Origin of the sequence: Bacillus sp. MRMR6, assembly GCF_001940785.1 — a bacterium.
Taxonomy (GTDB): domain Bacteria; phylum Bacillota; class Bacilli; order Bacillales; family Cytobacillaceae; genus Neobacillus.
The window spans coordinates 12,781-33,795 of the sequence record NZ_MSLS01000041.1; the positions used below are offsets into that span (position 1 = coordinate 12,781).

Here is a 21,015-nt window from a genome sequence, read left to right on the forward strand (position 1 = left end):
TTATTATTTGCATAATAATCATACAATTTAAAATATTTAAAATATACTACACTACATATGTATCTTTTCCTGCTACTGTTTCCCATATATATCACTCTAAAGTAAGTAGTTTTAGGATACTAGTTAATCCATTTCTAATCCTCTTGTATTAGCACGATTGAGGAATGCTACTTACCTCTAACGATCGTAGGCTTAGATAAGAGGAAAGAAAAAAGCACTCGTCGCAACAGCAACGAATGCTTAGGAATATCAACTCCACTTAGTTTTTTTCTCTTTAATGTTCCTCCCGTTTCTTATTGATCTTTGAGAGTAGGGTTAGCCGATCAGTCACCTCCAATTTGTTATAGAGATTTGAAACATGTTTTTTTACTGTATGAACACTTAATACCAATGAACTTGCAATCTGAGAATTATTGTATCCTTTGTGTAATAACTCTAAAACCTCAACTTCTCGGGGTGTGAGCTTAAATTCTTTTCCATACTGAAAGAAAGAATGGTCCGTAGATTTAATATGTTTATTGATATAAATAACATAGTAGGTTGTTGACTCATTATCTTTTATTGAAAAAATGATCGGTGTTATGTTACAGGAGTATTTTAAATTGGAAAAACTGAACTCTTGGTGGGAGGAATGGTCGAGTTGATAGTCATTTATGATTTGTTTGCAGAAAAATTCCAACGGTTCAATACCACCGATATGAATGCTATCAGACAAATAGTAATTTTTTGATTCGATGATTTCTTTAGCAATTTGATTTGCAGCGGGATTTGAGTAGACTTGGTCATATTTATTGTCTAGAATGATAACGCCACAATTTATATTATCAGTAGTGGCATTTAACAACTGATAATGTTGAGACGTTTTATTAAACTCTAAGGCCAAAACAAGTTTTTGTGATAAATGCTTACTAATAATCGAGAACATTTCTAGTTCATCGTCCGTAAAGTTGCCTTCCTCTTTATTGCGCAGAAGACCAATCCTACCGATACAGGATGTGCCTTTGTATAAATATACTGACATAAAGTAATATAAACCGAGTGAATTGAGATAATGATAATAATCAGTACCTATATATAAATCTTCAGGCATATCCGAAGCACGGAGGATTTCCTTTCCCCTTAACTCAAGGGGGATATTGGAAGGTTCCATAAAATCTTCATGGTGATATTTATTATAGTAACTTTTTAGATATTCTACTTCACTTTCTAAATCTTGATATACCATTGCCAACTCCTTGAAATTTCTAATAGAGTTTGTCTGACGACGAAGGGTATTTAAACCTTCGTAAAAAGTACTGGCTTGATATTGATCTACATAATTAACAAAACCTACATTATTAATATTGAAGTGCTTGGAAATCAGTTTAACCACAGAAACAGGAGAAAAAGTCAAAGTTGAAGTTATTTCATAGAGAAAATTCTCTATTTTCTTATAATTTTCTACAGGCATACTCATAGCTTTCTCCTCCTCTGAATTCCTTCTACATTCATTCGTTTAGCTATTAAATCTTTTTCTTTGTAATTGATAAGATTTTTAAACCAATTCTAGCAGAATGCAAGTCAAGAACACCCACATTGAAACTGCATTCAATTTTGGCTTTCAATATTTCGTGGATTATTTTCTCGGATAAATTATGGATTATATCTTGATTTTGTTGAGATGAGATAGAGAAGTTAGAGTTTAGTAAAATACACAGATGATCTGGGCTATCTAGACACAAGAATATGTACAGCATTCAGAGCTGGAAAATCTATTACCTCACTTAGATTGCCTGTCCAAAAAATCTTCCATTGTATCTTTATAGCTTGTGTTTCATATTGAACGTTTTAAAAGTTCTACATTCCGAGACTACCACTTGATCAATGAATAAACACTAGTTGACTCACTATTAGCACATATCATAATTATACATCGTGCCCTCATCTGTATACAACAATATTTCCACCATTATAACGTGATTAAGAAGAAGAAAAGCCCATTTATTGGAATATTAAAACGCAAAAACTCACCGCAAATTGACGGGTATTCTAAATATGTGGATAAAGACCATATCACATTGGAAAAACGGAGAAAAAGGTCTTCATAAAAGTGATGAAGACCAATTACCTTTGAAAAATAGAAAAAAAGATTTTCATAAATGTGATGAAGACCAATTACCTTCGGGTAGTGCTTTTCTGGAAAATAGATGACAGTATGATGAACAAAAATGATGTCTTAGATAATGGTCCATTCTTTGATGGTACGAAAACAGAACTAAAAATTGGAGATCTTTTAGAACCGGGACACTTATCAAATTACCAGGACAAGAAATCTAACTATATCTATTTCACTGCAACATTAGATGCTGCTAAATGGGGGGCTGAATTAGCAACATCTACATCTAAAGAAAGAATTTACATTGTAAAGCCATTAGGTGATTTTGAAAATGATCCAAACTAACGGACAAAAAATTCCCTGGAAACCCTACACGTTCTTATCGATCAAAATCGCCTTTGAAAATATGCTTATGTTTGCTTTTAATAAAAATATTCATCAATATAGGTGAACTTACCTTCAATCTTCTCCAACTAATCTCTCCCATTACCACAATATCTCACGGTTTCAATTCCATAATCAGGAGCAGATAGTTCCTCTATTAATATTGGAATGGAGATAGCGATCTAGTTATGCCACGCACCTATTAAACAACGGAGCTCCCATTGATGTTGTTCAAAGTTTGCTGGGTCACGAAAAAAGCGAGACTACTAGATTTATGCTCAGTTAAGCGGAAGCCCTAGAAGAGAATTTTATAGAAAATACTTTTAGAGATGAATGGCAAAAGGCAACGGATACTCCGCTGCCTTTTTACTAATGCCCTTGTAGTTACAGAACAAATTGATGATCAATAAGAATCATTTATTTAACTGCCAATAAAGCATACCTTTATCTTTATGGATTTTTGTCATATTTAGCTTCTCCAATACTCTAATTGAAGAGCTGTTCTCCTCAAGACATTCAGCTATTATTTTTTTTACTGAATTAGAGTTAAATGCCCATTTAACAATACAATTTAATGCTTCTGTTGCATAACCTTTATTTTGTTCTGAAGCTGTAATACCATAACCAACTTCAACTGATTTTTCATCGTCGGGCTTACCTTTAAAACCAATATCCCCTATTATTTTATTAGTCCTAAAACAGATGAATCTTCTTTTTGATTGTCAAGATACATTCCAATATGAGGTCCAAGTTCATATTCTTTTGTGGAATAAACTAATAATGACTCGTCAGTACAAGGGACAAGCTTTAGTCTTTTTGTTTGTAGCTTTATATTCATTATTTTTTCTCCTTATAAATTTCATCCTTTGATAACAATAGATGAAGATATTTATTGTGCAGTAAGGTTGTACTGTGCAGCAAATAGCTTATTGTATTCGTCGTTCTTGTTCAACATAAGCACCCTATAGTTTAAGTGCATTATTTCACAATTTTTCCTTTTCATACTAAAAAAGGGTAGCCGTAGCTACCATTATCGATTCATATAATGAAAAAATATAGTAAAATTTATCCTTTTGTTGATTTTCAAAAAGGTAAATTGCGCTATTTCCTTTTTGATACTAGGAAGGTCTTCCACTATAGTTAGGTTTAGAAGCTATTTTATTTAAAATATGTCGAATAATAAATCCAATTCCTAACCCAGGAATAAGAGACAGCATTGGAAGCCAAATAGGACCAAAAGAAATGCCAAAAATTTTAATAGGTGAATACATAAGACCTATTGTGAGAAAATAGGCTCCAAAAGCAAATGGGACAAACGATAACCGGGGATTTTTCCCTTCCGCAAATTTATAGGCATCATACATGGCAAACATATAAACACATGGATAAAACATAAGCCATTGGTGTTCCACCACTCTAGTAGCCTCCGATATCTCTCCTAGAAAACTAAACATAATAGCCTGGTTAAATGAACTGTTTACATTAATGATAAATTCTAAAAAGATAAACATAATTCCTTTTATAAGGTGACCATTTAAAACTTGTCCAAAACCTGGAAAAGCGACACTCCAAAGTATTGCTTCCAACTTAGTTGTCTTTTTCATTAAATATCAACCTTTAATATCGGCATTTATGATACTTTACCTTACGATTTTGATGCGGGACCGTTTGGTTCCCTTATCGTTTTTTCCACTACTTTCTGGAACCCATAAATAATAACTGCTAAAGAAATACAAAATACATACCACATCGTATGAGTTAATTTTTTCAATTTAAATACTCCAACTTTTTCCCATATTTCAGCGAAAGGATAAGCACAAATAACATCCAATACTGCATTTGTTATAAAAAATTTTATAAAATTGCCGTATGTCAGTTTAAATATCCATAGTGTAGCTACAAAAAATGGACCTAATATATAGGTAAAATCAACCAAACCGGGAGATAAAGGGTTTTTATTTACCCACCATTTTCTTTTATTAGCAACTACACTAAAAACACTTATAAGCAAATTAGTAAAACTTGCTACAGGTAAAAACCTGAAAAATGATTTTTTTCCAAGAAAAGGTACCGATAGCCATGGAATAATTAACATTCCTAAAGAAAATGCCATTTTTTTATTACTTTTAAACATTTAGGTTTCTCCTTTAATAGTATTTAAATTTTTAATCTATCGTTCAAAGATTAGATTTCCCATATTGGAAACAAAATATAGAATCCAAAACAAAAAAGCTAATCGATTTGTCGATTAGCTCCTAGAACTTTTATTGATTCGCTGTTTTTACCCATTCGGCAACCGTTACAGTCCGTTTTGCCTGGTGTTTTACGGCAGCTTGAACTGCTGAAAAGTCTTCAACCATTTTACCATCTTGACCAACAGTTACACTGGTTCCATATGGGTTTCCACCGGCTCCAAATATTACTGGATCAGTATATCCTGGAGTTGCAACAATGGCTCCCCAATGATGCATCGTGGTATATAATGATAAAATTGTTGCCTCTTGACCTCCATGTGAGTTTTGAGCAGAAGTCATAGCACTTACTACTTTATTCACCAGTTTACCGTTAAACCACAGACCTCCCGTTGTATCTAAAAACTGCTTCATTTGAGCAGGCATATTTCCAAATCGAGTTGGTACACTGAAAATAATTGCATCTGCCCATTCTAAATCATCTAGTGAAACAGTTGGAACACATGCCGCAACTTCCTCTGAATAATGCTTCCATGCAGGATTTGAATCAATAACCTCTTGTGGAGCTAATTCAGGAACTTTTAAGACCTTAACATCTGCTCCAGCTTCTCTCGCACCTTCGGATGCCCACTGTGTTAATTGATAATTTGTACCTGTTGAACTATAAAATATGATTGCAAGATTCACCTTTGACATTAATGCCATTCTCCTTTTCAATAAAGAAAAATTTTTATAAAGAGTTATACTGGATTATCAAATCTATAGTCAAACTTGCCCTTCTCTCTATTTCCAATAGAATTTTAATTATAGGTTAATAACAAATCGATATTTATTATTCAACAACTTCCAAAGTAACATCAATATTCCCTCTTGTTGCTTTGGAATATGGACAAAATTCATGTGCCTTATGTACAAGCTCTTCTAATCTTGCCTTTTCAATACCATGTCCTTTTACTTGCAACGTTACAGCAATTTTGAACCCTTGATCACCTTCATCTTTTAAGAAACTGACATTTGCGGTTACTTGTGATTCGAATTTGACACGTTCTTGCCTTGCTATGTGCTGCAAAGCTCCATCAAAACAAGCAGAGTAACCACAAGCAAACAACTGTTCAGGATTTGTCGCATTTGGTATTTCTTTTGCTCTTGGGGTTCCTGGCATTGCTAAATCCAATTTTATATTGCCATCAGACGATTCAACTCTTCCTTGTCTTCCCCCAACAGCTGTTGCCGAGGATGTGAATAAAGGTTGTTGTTTAGTCATTGTTTATCTCCTTTATTGTTAAATCTAGCACTTCTCTATTTCTCTAAATTCAACGATTTTTTGAAAAGATTTACCTAAATATTATCTCTTTGCATACAAAGTAATATTCATTAGAGTTTTAAAGTATTAATTAATCATTAATTGAAACTTCTGCAAAAGGTTAGTCTGTTCTCTATGAGCCTTAAAGTTAAATAATTTAATTCAGAATAAGGGATATAATAAAAATAAAAATATTTTTGTATGATATCATCCAGAAAATGGAGTATGGCAGAAAAAAAGTAACCTGGTTAGAACTAAACAAGGCTGCGCATTATTTAGCAACTAGGTTTTGGATAGGTATTTTTATTTCAACCTGCTCGATATTCTTTTCTTCGTGGTTTAAGTATATTGTTCTTTATCTAGGAATTATTGTTGATATTTTTATTCCGTTATTCGGCAGGAAATATTTAGTAAAACACCCGGTAAACACTACTCATTTATTAGAAAGCTTTGGACTATTAACTCTTATATTATTTGGCGAATCAATTATTAGCATTTTATCTGTTCTTCATCCCCAGCTTGGAAATTGGAAAGCTATTGGATACTCTGTATTATCTTTTTCATTAATTATTTCCTTTTGGTGGCAATATTTTGATAATCTTGAAAAAAATCGATAAATCTGTAAAGACAACGGGACAAATTATCCTTTATGGACATCTCTTCATTTATATTTCTTTAAGTATGATTGCAACTTCTATCCAACTTTTATTTAGTAGAGAAATTAGCTATTATTTCATACTTACCTTTATCTTTTGTGCAGCTTTTATTTACTTTTTATCCACGACTGTTGTTTTTCATAAATATCGGTATGAAAATGAGAAGCTTAAGATATTTCATTTAGGATTGTTCTTAAGTATTAATATTTCCTTTTTTTCATTCGACATTTTCTTTCCTGTTTCCGGTTTGATAATCTTACTTCAAATCAATGTGTTTTTTTTAATCTATGCAAAAGTTTCAACATGAAAAAATTGAACCTAATACTGTTCGCAAATTTCAATACAAAGAAAAAAGCTAATCGTCGATTTTTTGATTAGCTTTTTTAATGAAATTTATTGATTTGCTTTTTTTACCCATTCTGCAACTGTAACTGTACGTTTCGCTTGGTGTTTCACAGCTGCCTGTACATCTTCAATCATTTTACCATCTTGACCAACTGTTACGGTTGTTCCATATGGGTTACCACCAGCTCCAAAAGTAACTGGATCAGTATAACCAGGAGCAACGACAATTGCACCCCAATGATACATTGTTGTATAGAGTGATAAAATGGTTGCCTCTTGACCGCCGTGAGCATTTTGTGCTGATGACATTGCACTTACAGCCTTATTGACAAGTTTTCCATTAAACCATAGACCACCAGTAGTATCGAGGAATTGCTTCATTTGTGATGGCATATTACCAAATCGAGTTGGTACACTGAAAATAATGGCATCCGCCCATTCTAGGTCATCCAATTTAACCTCTGGTACATCTTTTGTTGCATCAACATGAGATTTCCAAACTGGATTCCCTTCTATAGCAGATTGCGGTGCAAGTTCAGGTACTTTTAATACTTTTACTTCTGCACCAGCTTCTTTAGCACCTTCTTCAGCCCATTTTGAAAGTTGATAGTTAGTTCCACCCATGCTGTAATAAATTACTGCTAAATTTACATTTGTCATTATTTCTGTCTCTTATCAGATGAATCCCCAAATGGTTTGGATAAAATACCCATTTGTTTTACACCAACCTTATTATTTCTTTTTTCACAATTTATATCCCTAATCTTCCAACTGTTTTTCCATTTCTATAATTAAGATGTGTGACGTTTCAACCGCCTTAATTGAAATATTTTCTTCAACAATTTCCATTCCATCTTGATCGTTTAACTCAACATCATTTATTACTGACGTTCCTTCAATTTGAACCAGATAAGCCTGTCTTCCCTCTTTTACTGGGAACTCAATGTTTTTCCCCTGTTCCAATTCCAAGGAATATATATTGGCATTTTGATTAATTTTGATTGGGGCATTTCCGTTTATATCTGAAACCATATGCAGCCAATTATTTTTTCTGTCATCCCAATTGAATCTATAATCACCGTAGTTTGGCTCAAGTCCTTTTTTTACAGGAATGACCCATATTTGTAAGAATCTAAGTGTATCTCCCCCTAGGTTGTACTCACTATGAAGTACACCTGTACCTGCACTCATGTATTGAACTTGACCACGAGTTACAGTGTTATTATTCCCCAAACTATCACCATGTGTTAATTCCCCATTGACAACGTAGGATATAATTTCCATATCCCTATGAGGATGTACACCAAATCCTTTTTTCGCTTCTACCAAATCATCGTTGTTGATTACTCTTAAAACACCGAAATGGATATTATCTGGATTAAAATAATCTGCAAACGAAAAATGAAATTTACTTTTTAACCATCCAATATCACTTGACCCATTTGGCTACTTTCGATTTTTTTTAGCATAAAATTTATCTCCTAAGTTCATTTCATTTTCAATATCCCATTTGATGACAATGTAAACTATTTGCTCCATTGCTTAATTACTTGCTCTTCGGCTACGTGCATAATTTTTTCACAAGTCATTTCTTTATTAGCAAGGACATTGGTTTGATAATTTTTACCTTTATAAATAACTGTAACCATTACTTCAAACATTTTTTATTTTTCCTTTCAGAAATAATTGTTAACCTATTAAGTTGGATATACCGTTTTATGGTCAGCTAGTATCACCATTTGTTTTTCATTAGGTAAATAATTTACTTGGGCATCAGAAGAGTAATACCATGTCTTTTCCGCTTCATTTACCTGAATACATTTAATTCATGCTTAAAATTCAAAATCTTTAAGGACGTTTCTTCATCAACTGGAAGGCAAATCTCCCAATGTCCACCTTTATTTTCAATCGTATAGAGTTCAGTTTGGCGAAGTAGGCGACTCCCGATGGAATGACGAATCAATAGCATTTAAAATTACCCCCATGTTACTTATAAAGTTCTTTATACCACTTTTTAGCGGCTTCAACTTCTTCCATGGTTAATTGGTGACCTTTATTCTCCCAATGGAGTTCAACTTTCGCATTAGCATTTTTTAATAAAGATTCTAATTCAGCAGATTCCATTGGCGAGCAGATTGGATCATTCGTTCCCGCAGCAATAAACACTGACTTACCAGATAAATCAGGTAGATCAATACCTTTTCTCGGTACCATTGGATGATGAAGAATTGCACCCTTTAATGCATTTTGATAATGAAATAATAAACTTGCTGCTATATTTGCTCCATTTGAGTATCCAATAGCGATAATATTATCTCGGTCGAAGCCGTACTTTTCTGCTGCTTCATTTAGAAACTCATTTAATTCTTTTGTTCGGAAAACAAGGTCCTCTTCATCAAATACTCCTTCAGCCAATCTGCGGAAGAATCTAGGCATTCCATTTTCTAATACATTCCCTCGAACGCTTAAAAGGTGCGCTTCATCATCAATTCTGCCCGCAAGAGGCAACAAATCTAATTCATTACCACCGGTACCATGAAGCAATAATAGTGTTGGTTTTGTTGTGTCTTGACCCTTATTAAATATATGTTTCATTGTTTATCTCCCTCCAGAACACGAACCTCCACAGGAGGTAAAGTTTCTTCTAATTCTTCTCTTTTTGACTCTAACCAAGACGGCAGCATAAGTTTTTTTCCAAGTTCATCGACAGGTTCATCCACCGCAAAACCTGGTGGGTCCGTTGCTATTTCAAAGAGGATACCTCCTCCTTCATGAAAATACACTGCTTTAAAGTAATTACGGTCACGAACTTCTGTCGGAAAATACCCTTTTTCTTGGAGAAGTGAACTCCACTTGAGAAGATCCTCATCATCCTTTGCTCTCCAGGCTATATGGTGAACCGTACCTGCTCCCATCAGCCCTCGGACTGAAGGATTTAAGTGAATATCAATCGTGTTTCCAATATTCCCATCAGATTTAAATCTTAGAAATTCGTTTTCTTGACCAGTGCATTCTAGCCCTAAAATATTTTCTAAAACATCCGTTGTCTTATGTGGTTGAGCCGAGAATAGGACAGCACCACCAAATCCTTTTATCGCATTTTCTTCCTGAACTCCACCAAAGTTCCAAGTGTTCGTTGGTCCTTCGTCTCGTTCTATCAATTCAAGTTGGAGTCCGTCAGGATCGTTAAACTTCAAATAGTTCTCATCAAAGCGAACTGACGAAGTAAACTCAACTCCGAATTTCTGCAATCGATTTTCCCAAAATGTTACCGAACCAACCGGTATAACATAACTGGTCACACCTACTTGTCCTTGTCCAATGCGCCCTTTTAACTGTTTTGCCCATGGAAAAAAAGTAATGACCGTACCTGGTTGACCCGTATCATTTCCAAAATAAAGATGGTACACTTCTGGTCGATCAAAATTAATCGTTTTTTTAACGAGTCTTAACCCAAGTACACCTGCATAAAAGTCTATGTTCCGCCCGGCATCATTTACCATGGATGTTATATGATGGATACCTGCTGTTTTTTGCATTTAAACCTCTCCATTTCATCAATGGGATTTAATCATTTTGGTCTTTCAATCTCAAATATTTCACCTATTTTAGCGTAATTATTGCCTGCCAATCTGCTAACCGCAGCTAAGCCCCTTGGGTCAATTCTTCCATTTTCATAAATGTCGCTATCAATGTGAAATTGAACAACCTTTCCAATAATCAGATCACAACCAGGCGTATCCGTGCCACCCAATTCTAAGGAATTCTCCAATGAACATTCCATTCGAATTTTCGCTTCCTTTATACCCGGTACAGAAATTTCCACACTTTCCACTGGAGTTAATCTAGCTAACTCAATCTCACTTTCATCAGGAGGAAGGTTTGCAGCTGTTTTATTTATCTTTTCAACATTTTGTTCATCCACGATATGAACAACAAATTCTTTTGACTCGAAAATGTTTCTTGCTGTATCCTTTTGTCCCCCCGCTGAGCGTTGAATAGATAATGAAATCAGTGGGGGATTGGATGACACGATATTAAAATAGCTAAACGGTGCCCCATTTAAAACACCATCTTTTGAAACCGATGTGACGAAAGCAATTGGTCTTGGGATGATGCTTCCTATTAGGAATTTGTAATTTTCTCTTTCGGTATTTTGGTTAGGGTCTATCGAAAGCAATGAAATCATTTCCTTTCGTAAATTCAGTCTAGTTCTCTTATTTCAAATGGTAGCAACGCCCGTTCAATTTGTGCTCTACGAGGTTCATACTGTGCTGGAAGCATCAATTTTTCACCCATTGTTTCCTGTGACTCGTCATGAGCAAATCCTGGAGGATCGGTTGCAATTTCGAACAGTATTTCTCCATGTTCTCTAAAGTAAATGGCATTAAAATAATTTCTGTCTTGTACAGGAGTGACACCATATCCATTGGAGGCAACAAATTTTTGCCAATTCAATTGATCTTCATCATCAATTGCCCGCCACGCAATGTGATGAACTGTTCCCACACCCATTTGCCCGCGTCCAATAGGAGTTAATTTAAGGTCGATAATATTTCCGATATCCGCAGTAGAACGATAACGAGCAAAATCTCCTTCTTTACCGACAAATTCCAGTCTCATTACTTTTTCTAACAATTCACCTGTTTTGTTTGGCTGTGTCGATAATAAAGTAGCTCCTCCGAATCCTTTTATAGCAAAATCCGATGTTACATTGCCAAAGTTCCAAGTATTGACTTCTCCTTCTTCTCTTTCAACAATTTCCAAGTGAAGACCATGTGGATCATCAAATTCCAAATATTCTTCTCCAAAACGCTCCATCTTTGTGTAAGAAACATTGAACTTTTCAAGTCTCTTTTCCCAAAATTCCATCGCCCCTTTTGGAACTACATAAGAAGTGACTCCTACTTGACCATCACCAATGATTCCTTGCTGAGCTCCTGCCCATGGGAAGAATGTTATGATTGTTCCTGGCTTCCCACCTTCGTTCCCGAAATAAAGGTGATAAGTACCCGGATCATCAAAATTGACCGTTTGCTTAACTAATCGTAAACCCAATACTCCTGCATAAAAATCAACATTTTCTTGCGGATGACCAACGATTGCCGTGATATGGTGGATACCCATTGTTTTCTTACTCATTATTAACTCTCCTTTTCAAGGTAAAATTTATAAAGAAACTTATTAACTTATTTTGTTCTAACTTCTACAGTTCAAGCCTTTAAATTTAGTTTTAATTTAAGATTCTCTAATTTAAGATATGTTAGAATAAAAATGCATCCAAAGCGAATTGACCAGGACCTATTAAGGCAATACCAATAACAACCGCAATCAATGTTAGGTTATATTCATATCCATTAGCTGTTGCCCATAATCCATTGGGAGCATGCACTTTCATGATAGCCATTACCATGGTTCCTGCGATCAAAACTGCTGCAAGTGGGGTTAAAAATCCTAATGCAAACAAAATCCCCCCAATAAGTTCTGCTAATCCTGCAAAAAGAGCCACCGTTACTCCTGGTTTCATACCAATGGATTCAAACCAACCTCCGGTACCTTTTAATCCATAACCACCAAACCAACCAAACAATTTTTGAGCACCGTGACCCACAAATAGTAAACCTATTACCAAGCGAATGATTAATAAACCAATATTTATCATCTTAAAATCCTCCTAAATGTCATTTATCTCGAATTCGAGATAATATATTAAAAAAAATAAAATTTTATACTTTATTCCTTACTTTATTCAAAAGCTGAACCAATGTCTTTGCCTCATCAGAATCTAATATTTCAAACATATCATCAACCAACTCATGATATTTTGGCATGATTTCGTTCATCAATTCATTCCCATCATCAGTTAATGTAACATGTATCACCCGGCGATMATCTGGACAGGCATTTCGGCATAATAAACCTCTTTGTTCAAGCTTGTCAATTACGTAGGTCATCGAACCACTTGAGACCAATATGAAACTTCCAATTTGTTGAATTGTTTGTTTTCCTTTTTGATATAGTACCTCTAAAACAGAAAATTCAGTAATACCAAGCTTGTTTTTTGTCATTTCTTCCTTTATTCGATCATGAATTGCTGTAGATGTTTGCATTAATCTCAAAAAGGGCAAGTTATTGCATTTCCTCTCCATTATTCTCACCTCCCTAAAAAGTCTCGAATTAATTTATCTTGAATGTGAGATAATAATATAACTTATAATTTTTTTTGTCAATATCCTTTTATATTTAATTAAACTAAACTCTCCCTTTAGTAATAATGCACGGAACGGATCCAAAGCTTAACGTAGGTTGCACTTGGTTCAGTAGTTATCCCATTCATTTGCTAAGGTAGCTCGCTGGCTTTTTTAAAACATCAGTGTGGGGAATTCATCACGGTTGACTACTACATGGCGGATGAAAAGTAATAAGGTATAAAATAGTGGGGTAATAATTTCTCCAGTTTTTAACGTCCCCCTATTTCCAACAAAGTATAAGAATTAGGCAAAGTAAAATATGCAATATTACCAACCAATTTCAACACTTATTGTTTTAATCTCTGCAAAGAGGGCAAATTACTATCTTCAACTATAATCCCGTTACTTGAAGAGGAAATAAGCATTACCGTTGTTTCAGTAATGCTACCCGTTTAAGTGCGATTTTTCACAAACAAAAATTTTCACCTTCTGACAGCAGATAATAATGTAAGACCTGAATTATTCCTACTTCCTCATAAGAGGTAAATTAAAGCCTTCGATGGAAACTTAGTGTCCCATTTGTAATAATCGGTAGAGGGTCCCTGAATTTTTGGAAATACCGGTCTGCCAGTTTAGCGAATTTCCTATTTCAGGCATACTACCCCCTTGGTCTAAAAACAAGTTTTAAAAATGGCGGTTTTCCTATTGTTTGTATTTTTTGCGAGTAAATGGTGACCGTTCCTTTCCGCGGAGAGGAAGTCGAGCCTCCTCGACGTTCCGTCTGCGGGGTCTCGACCTTTCCTCTACATCCCGCAGGAGTCAAGTGCCTTTCGCTCCAATCCACTCTGCACTATCCATATTGTTAAAAACGTTAATCTTTTGGAAAAACGTTTAAACATTGAATAAAGGGAGGCTATTCTAGCTTTAGCAGCAGATAGAAGACAAGAAATTCGTCGAGGAAATCAAGGATTTACTTATGAAAGCCTTTAATGATTTTGCCGATCGTGTAAGGAAAGAAAAGAGAGAACATTATTCAAAGCCCGTTTCTTATTGTCTGAATTACATCCTTGTATATATATATGAACCAATTACTCTTAATCAGCTTGCTAATATGGTCAATTTACATCCTAATTATCTCTCTACCCTATTCAAAAAAGAAATAGGAGTATCTTTTAGCGAGTATGTGCAAAAAGCAAAAAAATTGATGAAGCGAAACAACTCTTAACATTAACTGACCAAAATATCTCAGAAATTTGTTCTTCTTTACATTTTGTTGACCAGAGCTATTCCACAAAGATTTTCAAAAAACAAACGGGTCTGACACCTCATCAATATAGAAATAATAGTAGTTCATAGGAATGTTTGAAGACCATTTAACAAGTTTAACAAGACGCATGAAGGAAAACCTTTTTACAATGAAAGCATGAGAACCGCCCCCCGAGTACTTCTAGCGTCAAAAAAAATAACCCCTCTCTCACCTTACTTAATAGGAAAGAAAGGGGTTATCTTAAAAGCATGTTTGATTATCATTAAATCTAGTTCAGGATGCTTAAGTCCTAGGACCGAATAGTAGCTATAAACCGTCTGTTCAATATCAACAAGACCAGAAGAATATTTTAGTTTCATATGTTCTTTTATTTCAGGCAGTGCGTCTTCTGAAAGCTGATGACAAAGTGCTTCAATTAGGATGTTTGATTGCTCAGTTCTGTTGCCGAACGATACGCTTCTCTTAATACCTCGACCGAATTTTCATAATGGTTAATATATGTAAAGATCTCAATGGGATCCATTCAGTGTTGCTCCAGGTACTTTCTCCAACCATTCTTTTTCAATTAGAAATTTCGTGACCTTTTCCGAATAGCTGCCGGCTTTAGCAATTTGTGAGCTATACGCCGCCAGTAAATCATGCTTCATGACCGCCCCTAGCGAAAAACCATACTGGGACAAAAGAGAGCCAAATAAACCAGCCAAATGACAGACCATGATTTTGTCAGAAAATAGCCTTTTATTGGAATCGGTTAATTCTGCCAGGTAACTAGGTCGGATTGGTAATTCATCTTTCGCTAAAAATTCATTTAACACCTGAAGCTGTTTTTGGACCACTGTGGCTCCCTTTTGAAGCAGTTCAACCACCTCTTCGGAGTCAGTGGTTTGCGCAAAACCGGTAAAAAGCGTTTCCATCATGACCAGAAGATCAATAATCGAATAAAGGTTGGCAATTTCCATACTATTCATGGTCCGGGTATCACCAAACCATCCATTCAAATAACTACTTTTTTGAATGTCTTCCTGTACTGTCGGTGTAGGTAAATGTGGTGTTCGCGAGTAGATACCCTTTGTTAGGAGGAGATCTACTACCCTTTCATTTAACTGTATGGCAGATTGTAAACATTCTTCCTGGTACTTGCGTATATCGATTCTGGCTGCTAACGCTAACGCTCTTGAATGGAATTCAAGGCCGACCCGACCCGCATTATGCATATAATATAACATGAACTTCTCACCAAAAAGGGGCGGTGAACTGATAGAGATATCTCGTTCGCAAAAATCTAGCGGGATTGGACAGCCCGCACTTCCGAGAATTCTTTTTCTACCTATAATCATTTCATTTGTTACCTGCAGAGCAAAACGAAAAAGGTCCTTAACATCAGCGTCATTAGAATGCTCGACAAAAACAGTTAAATACCACTTTGACATTTGATTGATCGAACATCCTGTCCAAAGATAGCCGAGTTCAGAGGCTGTAAGAGGTATTACCTTTGAATCACTCATTAGGATGTCCCTCCTTTTTTCATCTTAATATAAGGTCTTAGTAAATAGCTGGCTGTTTTAAGCGGATTAATTGATTTTGTAAGGAATAACTTTTCACCCCAATAGCCTTGAAGTAATCGTACAATGCGGTCTAGTCCTTCATTGGATAATCGCTCCAACGCCCGTCTTAACACGAGACCATCTTCATAGCTTTGTCGTAGGGGTTCCATTAATTCCTGATAGTTACCTAACCCGCATAGTTCATAGGCAGCGTGAACTCCGCTTATGATAGAGGCATATTGGCCAAAGCCCATAAAAGGCATCATGGTGCCATAATTATTCCCAATGTAAAAGGTATTCCCTATTCGTGGGGACTGACAAATCCCTATCAGATAGTTGGAAATTTGAAACTCATCTGTTATGGGTAATTCCTGCTCTAACTGGGACTTTAGCTTTTTGTAAAAGTTATCCCATAGGCTGTCTATATTCAGATCAGCGTTTTCTTGCAATTCGGGAATAGCTAACGAAATGCTCGCTTCTTTGTCTGAAAAAGGTATGAGGAAGCAATATCCGTAAGGTGCAAGATCGTAATCAATCCACGCCATTACTGTATTTCGATTGAAGGAACCCTCAATTGTCGCACCTTTTATGCTAACAGATAAATCTTCTCTGTAGTTTTTTGCTTGTTTTGCATAAGCACCATCACCCGTTGCCACCACTACATGAGTATATTCACTTTGTAATTGTTCATAGGTTTTCTCTGAATGGTAATGAATCGTAGACTTAACTTGTTGCTCTAATTGTGATTCAAACGAATCCGCTTCTCTCCCTCGAATATTTGTAAACCCAAGCTGACCCTCAATCACCGCTTTTTCGTTTTTTGAAAAAAGCTCTATCTTCTGTATGCTTGAAGTCGGATTAAGGTATATGCCGTATTCATCAGACAAAGAAGCAATACAATCCTGAACTGGCCGGGTAAAAATATCAAGCAACGCCTCCCCGTTAACAAATCGATCGCCTACCTTGTCTCTTTTTTCAAAGATTGTTGGGGTGATTCCGTTCTTTTCAAGCTTGATCGCACATGCTAAACCGGAGATTCCCGCACCCATAATTGCAATTTCCATCACATAAACTTCCTTCCAAAAAGGCTACAATACGAGCATTCCCTTTTGATAGATAATAGATGTATCCATATTTTCCAATTAACTGGATATTTATTGACAGGCTTGATAATCCCAATTACTCTCATTGATTCTAATCATCTGAGAGAATGGAAAAACCAATAGAGGATTTCAATAAGATCTCTAGTTTTTCAAAGGGTAATGGTCTTCATCGTTTCCATGAAGACCTTTTTCTCTAATTTTCAAATGACAATGGTCTTCATCACCCTCATGAAGACCTTTTTCTCTAATTTTCAAATGACAATGGTCTTCATCACCCTCATGAAGACCCTTTTCTCCGGTTTACCAATGGAAATGGTCTTCATCCTCTTATTAAGAAAACCAGGCAATCCACGCAATTAATAAGAACCAAAGGGACAGTCCCTTCTGCTTCCTAAGCTAAGCGATAGCAGCATAAGAACCGTCCCCACGCTATTTTAATATAAAATTAAAAGGCACGAGCCCGGTATTGACCCTGGCTCGTGCTCAAGATGATTCATGTATAGCTTTACTATGTTAGTTAATCCACTGTACAACATCTTCCAAGGCTCTTCGCGTTTTTGGACGTGCCGGATCCTCTTTTCGATAGCCGAAGGCAACCATAGCTGATACGGCAAGCTTGCCATCTTCAAGTAATCCTTCCTTCTCCAAAATCTCATTTACTCTCTCATAGCTAAAGCCCTCAATCGGACAAGAGTCAATTCCGATTTGTGCGGCCGCTGTCATCATATTACCAAGCGCAATATAGGTTTGCTTGCTCGCCCAATCAAACAAGGCCCGGTCGCTTTCAAACAGACGCTGATCTTCCTCTTGAAAGCTTCTGTATCTAGGCTTCAGTGTCTCAAGCAAATCATCAGGCATCTGCTTCACATGTTTTTGTAACTGCTGCACATACTCAGAATCATATCTTACATCTGTACGTGCAAGAATCACAACAAAATGGCTTGCAGTCGGCAGCTGTCCTTGGGCGCCCCATGAAACCTCTCTCAGCTTTTCACGAAAATCCTCATTTTGCACAACAAGGAATTTCCACGGCTCGTATCCAACCGAACTTGGGGACAAACGGCCTGTCTGTAAAATGAATGTAAAATCCTCATCGGAAATTTTCTTTGTTGGGTTAAATACCTTTGTTGCATGGCGAAAATTGAATGCAGCAAGGATATCTTGTTTTTTTGCGTCGTGATTGCTCATGATGAATTCATCCTCTTCTTAATAGATTACAAAAACTAGGGCCGTATTGATCCTAGTTTGTACAAGACATATTGTATATATTTAGCTTACTCTTAACAAAAATTTTGCTCCAACTTTAAAACTGTACTCTCTTAAACCTTCTTCTCTTAGAAACTAAAAATAAGTCCTGTACTATTTTACGGAGTACAGGACTTGTTGTTCATTTCTTTACGACACCAACATCTTTATTTTTCCTATTTTTCACTTCTTGCATTTTTGTATAAAAGCTTTCCTCTAAATCGATATCAAAATAATTTCCGAATTTCGTGATATAGGCTAAACAATCAGCCATTTCTTTTCCCAAGTCATCCTTAATTGCGGTCTTTGCCATTTCAAAAGCCTTTTCCTCATCCATGCCTTCATTGATCAAAGTATTTGTCATATTGAATGCTTTACGCAGCTCTTCTGCAATCTCAGCAACCTCAGTCGTAAGTAACATGTAATTAGTTAAAAGCGATGATTTTGTTCTCTCATAATCATCCGCTTTGATTTGCCAATTCATTTCTTCGTGGTATTGCTTTGTGAATTCTTGTAGTTTTTTCAATTATAGGCACCTCGTTTTCTATCGTAACTATTATTATAGAGGTAATTTAGCACGATTAAAAATAAAAACAATCAAGCAATTATTGCTTATTTATCATGTTAATGTGGATTTGATGCTATATTAGTAGCAACGTTTATTGGTCTCACACACTAGCTAAAATATACCTGAAAAACGAGGTGTGAAATGATGTTAAATAATGAATTGACTGAGCTTTTGAAAATTGAGTATCCCATTATACAAGCTCCTATGGCTGGCGGAGTAACAACTTCACGATTAGTCTCTGAGGTTTCAAATTCTGGTGGGCTAGGGATGATGGGCGCAGGGTATATGACCCCTGTTCAAATTAGGGAACAAATCAGGGAATTAAAGYAGTTAACCTCAAATCCGTTTGGTATAAATCTATTTGTTCCTAACGAATTTAAAGTTACAGAGGATGAGATTAAATCGGCTAACCAGCTGTTAAACCCTATTCGCCAGCAATTAAATTTACACTCAGAAGCTCCCTTTGAAATTCCTAATTTTAAAAATGTTTCTGATAAATTCATCGAACAAATTAAGGTTGTAATCGAAGAAAAGGTTCCGATTTGTTCTTTTACATTTGGCATTCCTTCTAGAGAAGTGATGGCTGAATTAAAACAAGCAAACATTATTCTAATGGGAACGGCTACAACTGTTACAGAAGCAGTCGAAAATCAAAAAGCAGGAATGGATATTGTGGTTGTACAAGGCAGTGAAGCTGGTGGACATCGTGGAAACTTTATTAATGGATCACAAGAAAATTTGGTTGGTTTAATGTCATTAATCCCACAGGTTGTAGACCATATAAGCATTCCTGTTGTTGCTGCTGGAGGAATTATGGATGGGAGAGGATTAATGGCCTCGATTTGTTTAGGAGCAATGGGCGTACAAATGGGGACAGCTTTCTTGACTTGTATGGAAAGTGGAGCAAATAAGGTCTATAAAGAAGCAATACTGAAAGCGAAAGAAGACCAAACTATTTTAACTCGTTCTTTCTCCGGTAAATGGGCAAGAGGAATTAAAAACAAATTTATTATAGAAATGCAGCAGCATGAAACACTCTTACCCGACTTTCCTGTTCAAAACACACTAACTCAAGAAATAAGAAATACTTCTGCTGCAGAAAATAATCAAGAGTTCATGTCACTTTGGTCTGGTCAAAGCCCAAGATTAGCTAAAATCCAAACTGTTGAATGTTTAATTAAGGCTATTATTGCAGAAGCAAGAAAATTAAGTTCTATAGATGCGAGGTAAAATCCTAAAATGCACAAAAACCTAGCCAAAAAAGCTAGGTTTTCGTTTATACCTATTGAGCTAACCCGCTCTTCCCTTTAAAAATTACCCAAGGTCTTTGCTGCACTGTGTTGGTCAAATATAAAGACAATCCTTAATATGAAACCGCCTCTTCTTCCGGTTTATTATTCCAAGTATCGTTTTACTGTGCAGTAAATGACTTGGTATTTTTATTATTGTTCTAAAACGCACCCGTTACTTTAATAAGCTATAACGGTTTCCAATTAGGGTCTTTTACATCATTTTCATTTGGTTTTCTTACACTCAATATACCTTCCTCACAAGCTCCAAATAAGATATAGTTTTTCTGTGCTTCCCTTAAAGATGAGGTATTTGCACCGCCCCGATAGTCAGGGTCATCATATTGAACTCCATCGTCTTCCCAAAAACAGATACTACATATTTCATATGTTCCAGGCGGTTCTTCATCTAATGTTTTATAGCCACAACAAGGACAAGTATATTTCATCTAATCACCCCAATAATAGCATTTACTTTCTTTCACTATTCCCGTTAGCACAACAAGGGATAGACTATGTTAAACTATCGCACCCTTTACTTTAGATATTAGTTCAGAATCATACAGAAATTTTAATATGTCTTCGAAACAACAAAAATGAGAAGCTAAATAACTTCTCATTTCAGTTCATTAATTCGGCGATTTGCAGAAGGTGATGTACCGTAAACTTTTTCTTTAGGTACTTCTTATTCCCAATCCCAATATTATATTGAAGCCCATCTTTTTGAAAAATAATTCCGTATTCTAATGGGTCACTCATTCTGTATAAAACCTCAGTCCCATCATTTAAGGTGTAAAACTCATCTCGATTAGCTTTAAAAAAATTCAGTTGAC

Annotated in this window: 24 protein-coding genes and 4 pseudogenes; 6 read left to right on the top strand and 22 right to left on the bottom strand. The window is 35.7% G+C overall.

Going from position 1 to position 21,015, the window contains the following annotated elements; all coding sequences use genetic code 11:
• Nucleotides 1-274: 274 nt before the first annotated feature.
• Nucleotides 275-1,456: a response regulator transcription factor gene (locus BTR25_RS24055; protein WP_075690525.1), complete on the bottom strand. Its 1,182-nt coding sequence runs from the start codon at nt 1,454-1,456 to the stop codon at nt 275-277.
• A 738-nt stretch (nt 1,457-2,194) separates the two neighbouring features.
• Between BTR25_RS24055 and arr the strand changes: the two are divergent.
• Nucleotides 2,195-2,502 (top strand): annotated as a pseudogene (arr, locus tag BTR25_RS24060) (NAD(+)--rifampin ADP-ribosyltransferase); the annotation flags it as partial.
• A 155-nt stretch (nt 2,503-2,657) separates the two neighbouring features.
• Nucleotides 2,658-2,806: pseudogene (locus BTR25_RS24065) on the top strand (tyrosine-type recombinase/integrase); the annotation flags it as partial.
• Between the two features lie 86 nt (nt 2,807-2,892).
• Here the strand turns inward: BTR25_RS24065 and BTR25_RS28315 are convergent.
• From BTR25_RS28315 to BTR25_RS24090, 5 genes and pseudogenes are all read right to left on the bottom strand, one after another.
• Nucleotides 2,893-3,311 (bottom strand): annotated as a pseudogene (locus BTR25_RS28315) (GNAT family N-acetyltransferase).
• A 286-nt stretch (nt 3,312-3,597) separates the two neighbouring features.
• A complete protein-coding gene (locus tag BTR25_RS24075) occupies nt 3,598-4,083 on the bottom strand; it encodes a hypothetical protein (RefSeq protein WP_075690526.1) in 486 nt (161 codons plus the stop codon).
• 41 nt (nt 4,084-4,124) lie between these two features.
• Nucleotides 4,125-4,613 carry a hypothetical protein gene (locus BTR25_RS24080; RefSeq protein WP_083652546.1) on the bottom strand — a complete coding sequence of 163 codons (489 nt, stop codon included), beginning with the start codon at nt 4,611-4,613 and terminating at the stop codon, nt 4,125-4,127.
• A 130-nt stretch (nt 4,614-4,743) separates the two neighbouring features.
• Entirely contained in the window at nt 4,744-5,367 is a 624-nt protein-coding gene (gene wrbA, locus BTR25_RS24085) for an NAD(P)H:quinone oxidoreductase (RefSeq protein WP_075690527.1), read from the bottom strand.
• Between the two features lie 136 nt (nt 5,368-5,503).
• Complete coding sequence (locus BTR25_RS24090; protein ID WP_075690528.1) at nt 5,504-5,935, bottom strand: organic hydroperoxide resistance protein; 432 nt, start codon at nt 5,933-5,935, stop codon at nt 5,504-5,506.
• Between the two features lie 236 nt (nt 5,936-6,171).
• Between BTR25_RS24090 and BTR25_RS24095 the strand changes: the two genes are divergently transcribed.
• A complete protein-coding gene (locus BTR25_RS24095) occupies nt 6,172-6,591 on the top strand; it encodes a low temperature requirement protein A (protein ID WP_075690529.1) in 420 nt (139 codons plus the stop codon).
• 432 nt (nt 6,592-7,023) lie between these two features.
• On the opposite strand, the gene wrbA (BTR25_RS24105) is transcribed toward BTR25_RS24095, so the two are convergent.
• The 10 genes from wrbA (BTR25_RS24105) to BTR25_RS24145 form a co-directional block, all read right to left on the bottom strand.
• Nucleotides 7,024-7,635, bottom strand: coding sequence for an NAD(P)H:quinone oxidoreductase (gene wrbA, locus BTR25_RS24105; protein ID WP_075690531.1), 612 nt, complete (start codon nt 7,633-7,635; stop codon nt 7,024-7,026).
• 99 nt (nt 7,636-7,734) lie between these two features.
• Nucleotides 7,735-8,403, bottom strand: coding sequence for a pirin family protein (locus tag BTR25_RS24110; protein ID WP_139311328.1), 669 nt, complete (start codon nt 8,401-8,403; stop codon nt 7,735-7,737).
• 98 nt (nt 8,404-8,501) lie between these two features.
• Nucleotides 8,502-8,636 carry a BA3454 family stress response protein gene (locus BTR25_RS24115; RefSeq protein ID WP_075690532.1) on the bottom strand — a complete coding sequence of 45 codons (135 nt, stop codon included), beginning with the start codon at nt 8,634-8,636 and terminating at the stop codon, nt 8,502-8,504.
• 146 nt (nt 8,637-8,782) lie between these two features.
• Nucleotides 8,783-8,944: a hypothetical protein gene (locus BTR25_RS27895; RefSeq protein WP_175596879.1), complete on the bottom strand. Its 162-nt coding sequence runs from the start codon at nt 8,942-8,944 to the stop codon at nt 8,783-8,785.
• Between the two features lie 17 nt (nt 8,945-8,961).
• A complete protein-coding gene (locus tag BTR25_RS24120) occupies nt 8,962-9,570 on the bottom strand; it encodes an alpha/beta hydrolase (protein WP_075690533.1) in 609 nt (202 codons plus the stop codon).
• Nucleotides 9,567-10,514: a ring-cleaving dioxygenase gene (locus BTR25_RS24125; RefSeq protein ID WP_075690534.1), complete on the bottom strand. Its 948-nt coding sequence runs from the start codon at nt 10,512-10,514 to the stop codon at nt 9,567-9,569. The genes BTR25_RS24120 and BTR25_RS24125 overlap by 4 nt, the downstream gene beginning before the upstream one ends.
• Before the next feature lie 32 nt (nt 10,515-10,546).
• The gene (locus BTR25_RS24130) at nt 10,547-11,155 is read right to left on the bottom strand and encodes a flavin reductase family protein (RefSeq protein WP_075690535.1); all 609 of its coding nucleotides are present in this window, start codon (nt 11,153-11,155) and stop codon (nt 10,547-10,549) included.
• Between the two features lie 23 nt (nt 11,156-11,178).
• Nucleotides 11,179-12,117: a ring-cleaving dioxygenase gene (locus BTR25_RS24135; protein ID WP_075690536.1), complete on the bottom strand. Its 939-nt coding sequence runs from the start codon at nt 12,115-12,117 to the stop codon at nt 11,179-11,181.
• A gap of 121 nt (nt 12,118-12,238) precedes the next feature.
• Nucleotides 12,239-12,637, bottom strand: coding sequence for a DoxX family protein (locus BTR25_RS24140; RefSeq protein WP_075690537.1), 399 nt, complete (start codon nt 12,635-12,637; stop codon nt 12,239-12,241).
• 64 nt (nt 12,638-12,701) lie between these two features.
• Nucleotides 12,702-13,124 carry a MarR family winged helix-turn-helix transcriptional regulator gene (locus BTR25_RS24145; RefSeq protein ID WP_075690538.1) on the bottom strand — a complete coding sequence of 141 codons (423 nt, stop codon included), beginning with the start codon at nt 13,122-13,124 and terminating at the stop codon, nt 12,702-12,704.
• Between the two features lie 1,018 nt (nt 13,125-14,142).
• Between BTR25_RS24145 and BTR25_RS24150 the strand changes: the two genes are divergently transcribed.
• Nucleotides 14,143-14,391, top strand: a complete 249-nt coding sequence (locus BTR25_RS24150; protein ID WP_075690539.1) for a helix-turn-helix domain-containing protein — start codon at nt 14,143-14,145, stop codon at nt 14,389-14,391.
• A 17-nt stretch (nt 14,392-14,408) separates the two neighbouring features.
• Nucleotides 14,409-14,522, top strand: a complete 114-nt coding sequence (locus tag BTR25_RS28700) for a helix-turn-helix domain-containing protein (RefSeq protein WP_368483011.1) — start codon at nt 14,409-14,411, stop codon at nt 14,520-14,522.
• Nucleotides 14,523-14,942: 420 nt separating this feature from the next.
• Here the strand turns inward: BTR25_RS28700 and BTR25_RS24160 are convergent, their stop codons facing one another.
• The 4 genes from BTR25_RS24160 to BTR25_RS24175 form a co-directional block, all read right to left on the bottom strand.
• Nucleotides 14,943-15,938 (bottom strand): DUF3231 family protein, encoded by a 996-nt coding sequence (locus tag BTR25_RS24160; RefSeq protein WP_075690540.1) that lies wholly within the window; start codon nt 15,936-15,938, stop codon nt 14,943-14,945.
• Entirely contained in the window at nt 15,938-17,041 is a 1,104-nt protein-coding gene (locus BTR25_RS24165; protein WP_075690541.1) for an NAD(P)-binding protein, read from the bottom strand. Before BTR25_RS24165 ends, BTR25_RS24160 begins: the two co-directional genes overlap by 1 nt.
• Nucleotides 17,042-17,593: 552 nt before the next feature.
• On the bottom strand, nt 17,594-18,268 hold the full coding sequence (locus BTR25_RS24170) for an NAD(P)H-dependent oxidoreductase (RefSeq protein ID WP_075690542.1): 675 nt from the start codon (nt 18,266-18,268) through the stop codon (nt 17,594-17,596).
• 199 nt (nt 18,269-18,467) lie between these two features.
• Complete coding sequence (locus tag BTR25_RS24175; protein ID WP_075690543.1) at nt 18,468-18,851, bottom strand: MazG nucleotide pyrophosphohydrolase domain-containing protein; 384 nt, start codon at nt 18,849-18,851, stop codon at nt 18,468-18,470.
• 186 nt (nt 18,852-19,037) lie between these two features.
• On the opposite strand from BTR25_RS24175, the gene BTR25_RS24180 reads away from it, so the two are divergent.
• Nucleotides 19,038-20,123, top strand: coding sequence for an NAD(P)H-dependent flavin oxidoreductase (locus BTR25_RS24180; RefSeq protein ID WP_075690544.1), 1,086 nt, complete (start codon nt 19,038-19,040; stop codon nt 20,121-20,123).
• A 247-nt stretch (nt 20,124-20,370) separates the two neighbouring features.
• Here the strand turns inward: BTR25_RS24180 and BTR25_RS24185 are convergent, their stop codons facing one another.
• Complete coding sequence (locus tag BTR25_RS24185) at nt 20,371-20,631, bottom strand: CPCC family cysteine-rich protein (RefSeq protein ID WP_075690545.1); 261 nt, start codon at nt 20,629-20,631, stop codon at nt 20,371-20,373.
• Between the two features lie 172 nt (nt 20,632-20,803).
• Nucleotides 20,804-21,015: pseudogene (locus BTR25_RS27900) on the bottom strand (hypothetical protein); the annotation flags it as partial.